At 68.0% G+C, this 231-nt stretch carries 1 pseudogene; it reads left to right on the top strand.

What is annotated here, in order from left to right:
* Positions 1-30 precede the first annotated feature (30 nt).
* Positions 31-231 (top strand): annotated as a pseudogene (locus tag ACLJNW_RS28990) (hypothetical protein); the annotation flags it as partial.

Below are 231 nucleotides of genomic sequence, written 5' to 3'. Positions count from 1 at the left end.
CGTCGAGGCCGCGTCCAAGGAGTAGCCGGGATGGCCCGGACGAAGTTCAAGGTCGAGGTCCTCACCCCCGAGGGGGAGGTCTTCAACGACGAGGTCGAGATGGTCTCGACCCGCACGACGGTGGGCTCAATCGGCGTGCTGGCCAACCACCAGCCGCTGCTCGGCATGCTCGAGCCCACCGAGCTGCGCCTCTACAAGTCCGAGTCGGACGTGGAGCGCTTCGCCCAGGGC

It is taken from the genome of Salmonella sp. SAL4457 (genome assembly GCF_046548235.1).
In the GTDB taxonomy this organism is placed as follows: Bacteria; Pseudomonadota; Gammaproteobacteria; order Enterobacterales; family Enterobacteriaceae; genus Salmonella; species Salmonella enterica.
This window is presented reverse-complemented; position numbering and strand designations above follow the sequence as displayed.